Annotated in this window: 3 protein-coding genes and 1 pseudogene; 3 read left to right on the top strand and 1 reads right to left on the bottom strand. The window is 74.3% G+C overall.

The features are described 5' to 3' along the window. Positions 1–517 precede the first annotated feature (517 nt). A complete protein-coding gene (locus tag V7793_RS34295) occupies positions 518–1408 on the bottom strand; it encodes a DUF3027 domain-containing protein (protein ID WP_336013613.1) in 891 nt (296 codons plus the stop codon). Positions 1409–1758: 350 nt separating this feature from the next. On the opposite strand from V7793_RS34295, the gene V7793_RS34290 reads away from it, so the two are divergent. From V7793_RS34290 to V7793_RS34280, 3 genes and pseudogenes are all read left to right on the top strand, one after another. After that, entirely contained in the window at positions 1759–3249 is a 1491-nt protein-coding gene (locus tag V7793_RS34290; RefSeq protein WP_336013612.1) for an MFS transporter, read from the top strand. 26 nt (positions 3250–3275) lie between these two features. Then, entirely contained in the window at positions 3276–3743 is a 468-nt protein-coding gene (locus V7793_RS34285) for a DUF2771 domain-containing protein (protein ID WP_168090669.1), read from the top strand. A 19-nt stretch (positions 3744–3762) separates the two neighbouring features. After that, a pseudogene (locus V7793_RS34280) lies at positions 3763–4151 on the top strand (futalosine hydrolase); the annotation flags it as partial.

Genomic DNA, 4151 nt, shown 5'->3' with positions numbered 1-4151 from the left:
GCTCGACGACGAGGCGGTCGCGGTAGCCGCCGAGGGCGAGGTCCTCCTCGGCGTTGGCGTCCTCCCTGAAGCGGGCCGGCGACGCCGCCCAGGCGTCCAGCACGCCGCGCCGCAGGCGGGCGGTCCCGAACGGATCCGCGCCTTCGGCCGCGCCTCGCACCATTGCCGTGCCGCTCACGTGTCGTCTCCTGCCGCCGGTGGGTGTTCCTACGGCAGAACGTACCGCGCGGGGGTGACAGGCCGGTGGCGCCCTACCCGTGGGCGGCCGCACGGCGGGACGGGAGCCGTACCGTGCCCGGGGGCGCGCCCGTCCTCAAGCGCCGGACGAGCTTGAACGCGGCTGGGCCGAGCCGGAAGGCGCCGGCCCGTCCTCGGTGACGGTGAGTGCCGTTCGATGCAGGCCCGGGCGAAATCCAGCCCGTCCGGCGCTTGAGGACGAGCGCCGCCGGGCGCGATACGGGCCCGTGGAACGGCCCGCACCCGGCGAGCGGCAGGGATCGCAGGGGCAGCAGCCTGCCTACGAGTGCCCGAGCTCCTCGTCCTCCTCGTCGCCGGCCGGCTCGGAACGCAGCGGCAGGGGGTCGACGAGCGTCTCGTCGATCACCGGCGGCGCCGGCCGCGGCGGCTTCGGCATGACCGCGGCCTCGGAGTGCCCGCCGCAGCCGTACGACAGGGACACGAGGTGCCCGTCCGCCGGACCGAACTCGTTGGCGCAGACGCCGAACGCCTGTCCGAGGGAGCCCCCGATCGGCACGAGGAAGCCGCAGCTGACGCACGAGGCCGGGGCGGCCTGCGCCATCGGGGTCTTCGCGCCGTGGGTCTCGTCCCAGCGGTCGGCGGCGGTGTGCAGCCCGTAGCGGGACAGGACGCGGGCGCGCCGCATCCCGAGCTCCTCGGCGACGGCCGCGATCGTGCCGCGCACCGGGACGGCCGGCTGGGCGGCGGGGGAGCCGGGGACGACGTCGGCGTCCTCGGCCTCGGCGAGGCGGTCCATCTCCTCGGAGACGGCGGAGTTCGGCGGCGGGACGTCCTCGCCGCTCCACCCGGGCACGAGCCGCAGGTCCTCGGCGTCGGTGGGGAGGAGGTCGCCCGGGCCCATGTCGCCGGGGCGCAGGCGCTCGCTCCAGGGGACCCACTCGGGGGCCATGAGGGCGTCGGGGCCGGGCAGCAGGACCGTCTCGTCGAGGGTGACGTTCTTGGCGCGGGAGGCGCGGGCGACGGTGACGGCCCAGCGCCAGCCGCGGTAGGCCGGGTCCAGGCAGAGGAAGGAGTGGGTGACGACGCGGTCCCCGTCGGCGACGGCCTGGACATGCTCACCGACCGTGCCGGGCAGCGCGGCCTCCTCGGCCGCAGCACGGGCCAGGTCGACCGCCTCGGCGCACAGGCGGTCCGGGGTACGGCTTCGCATCGCAGCACTCACAAGAATCGATTCTCTCTTCCACGCCGTCTCACGAGTGCGCCAGCCGATCGGCCGGGTCGGCGGACGGAGCGGACCTCAGGACCGCGTCGACGTCCGCGCCCGAACGGTTTCGGGCACACCTAGTCACTCCCATTCTGCGGGATCGAGACTCGGAGCGCGGCCAAGAACGACCGCCGGTGGCGCGCTACGCACGCTACCCCGCTCGGCGCCACCGGGGATAGCCGGGCCGCGGCGAGCCCCGCGCCCGCCCGCCCGTAAAGGGGCCGCGCCCGGCCCCGTACGGCCCGCAGCGGCGGCGAAAGTGCCCTGCCCGGTGCGAGTTGGGGCAGTATGGCGTGGTGGGAGCCATCCGGTCGGTCGAGGGCGGGCCGCTGCGCCGTACGGCCCGGGGCGCCGGCCGCGTGCTGCGCGCCCCGTTCGCGGCTGCCGCGCGGGGCGTGCGCAGAGCGACACACGCGCACGGCGCGGGTGAGTCGGGCCTGGGGAAGCTGATCGAGCTGCACGCGGTGAATTCCGCGGGCGACATGCTGATCACCGTCGCACTGGCGTCCACGGTGTTCTTCTCGGTCCCCACGGACCAGGCGCGCGGCCGCGTGGCCCTCTACCTGGCGATCACGATGGCGCCGTTCACCCTCCTGGCCCCGGTGATCGGGCCGCTGCTCGACCGGCTCCCCCACGGCCGCCGGGCGGCCATGGCGGGCGCGATGCTGACGCGGGCGCTGCTCGCGCTGACGATGTCGGGGGCGGTGGCGAGCGGCGGCCTGGAGCTGTATCCGGCGGCGCTCGGCGTCCTGGTGGCGTCGAAGGCGTACGGGGTGGTGCGTTCGGCGGTCGTGCCGCGGCTGCTGCCACCACGGATCTCGCTGGTGAAGGCCAATTCCCGGGTGACCCTCGGTGGGCTGCTGGCCACGGGAGTGGCGGCCCCGCTGGGCGCGGGGCTGCACCGGCTGGGACCGGAATATCCGCTCTACGGGGCCTTCATCGTGTTCGTCCTCGGCACGGCGCTGTCCTTCTCGCTCCCGCACAAGGTCGACTCGGCCAAGGGCGAGGCGCGGGCACGGCTGGTCTCCGGGGAGCACCTTCCGCACCGCCCCCGGCGGATGCGCACGGCGAAGAGCAGCAATAACGGCAGGAAGGGATGGATCGGCAGAAATATCAGGAACGGCAACAGAGGCGGCAAGAGGAACGGCAACAGGAATGGCAACAGGAACGGCAACAAAAGGAGCAAGCCGCCCGGCCTGCGCACCGTCGGCAGCTCCGTCCTGCACGCCCTGCAGGCCAACAGCGCCATGCGCATGCTCTCGGGCTTCCTCACCTTCTTCCTCGCCTTCCTGCTGCGCGTCCACCCCCTCGGCGACCTGAGCCCGGCCTTCTCGCTCGGTGTCGTCGCCGTCGCCGCGGGCGCCGGGAACGCCCTGGGCACGGCCATAGGGGCGCTGCTGCGCTCGCGCGGCCCGGAGAAGACGATCGCGCTGGTGCTGACGGTGTCGCTGGGCACGACCGTGGCCGCGGCCGTGCTCTTCGGGGCCTTCTTCGTGGTGGTCGTGGCGGCCGTCGCCGGCATCTCCCAGGCGCTGGGGAAGCAGTCGCTGGACTCCCTCATCCAGCGCGACGTGCCGGAGGAGGTGCGCACCTCGGCGTTCGCCCGTTCCGAGACGCTGCTGCAGATGTGCTGGGTCGCCGGCGGGGCCGTCGGCATCGTCCTGCCGCTGAACGGCACCCTGGGCATGGCGGTCGCCGCCGGGGTCCTCGCGCTGGGCGCCGCGACAGCCGTACGGGGTCTGCTGGCCGCGGCACGGCGTGGCTCACCGCACCCCCGCGTGGCCTGACCTGGGCGGCCCGATAGCCTGCCCGCATGACCGCTGCGATTTTCCGGGGCAAGCGCCGCCGCGCCGCTGCCGCTGTCGGCGCCGTGGCCTTCGGGCTCGTCGCCCTTTCCGCCTGCGACAAGCCGACGCCGCTGGCGACGGTGACCGTCGGCTCGACCACCGTGACGACCGAGGCCGCCTGCTTCGAGAAGGGCAAGGAGCTCGACCGCGGCGCCCTTGACAAGTGCATGGCCGACAAGTCCATCAAGTCCGTCAAGGTCCAGCCGGGCGACAAGGTCCGCGTCGGCGTCGAGCCGGACATGGCCGAGCAGGGCTGGATCGTGGTGGGCAACGGCCAGCAGCAGACCAACCAGCTGAAGCAGACCTACACCTCCCTCGACGGCGAGCAGCTCTTCGTCAACCGGATGGCGCAGCGCCTGGAGAAGTCCGTGGTGCTGTCGGTCATCACCAAGGACGGCGTGTGGAACGTCAAGCTCGAGCTGGACAAGAGCTGACGGACCGGCGGTCCCGCTGATGCGTGTCCTCGTCGTCACCGCCGTGGACGCCGAGCGCGACGCGATCGTGCGCGGCGCCTCGGCGGCCGGTCCCGCAGGCACGGGCGAGCCGGCCGATCCGGTCGAGTTCGCCGTGCCGGGCTTCGTGCTGCGCCGGTCCGCCCCGCTCCCGGAGCCGCTCGTGATCGACGCGCTGGCCGCCGGTGTGGGACCGGCCGCCGCGGCGGCCGGAGCGGCCACGGCCCTCACGGCCGCGGCGCTCTCCGGCAGCCCCTACGGCCTGGTGGTCTCCGCGGGCATCGGCGGCGGCTTCACGACCCCCGGGCGCAGCGCGGCCGTGGGGTCCGTCGTCGTCTCCGACGCGATCGTGGCGGCGGACCTGGGCGCCGAGACGCCCGCCGGCTTCGT

Origin of the sequence: Streptomyces sp. KLMMK, assembly GCF_036961605.1 — a bacterium.
GTDB lineage: Bacteria > Actinomycetota > Actinomycetes > Streptomycetales > Streptomycetaceae > Streptomyces > Streptomyces telluris.
Note: the sequence above shows the minus strand (reverse complement) of the source record. Positions and strands in the feature narration are given on the sequence as shown.

Bases quoted from the DNA above. Each gene is read 5' to 3' on its own strand.
- V7793_RS34295 (WP_336013613.1), bottom strand. From the start codon at position 1,408: ATGCGAAGCCGTACCCCGGACCGCCTGTGCGCCGAGGCGGTCGACCTG.
- V7793_RS34285 (WP_168090669.1), top strand. From the start codon at position 3,276: ATGACCGCTGCGATTTTCCGGGGCAAGCGCCGCCGCGCCGCTGCCGCT.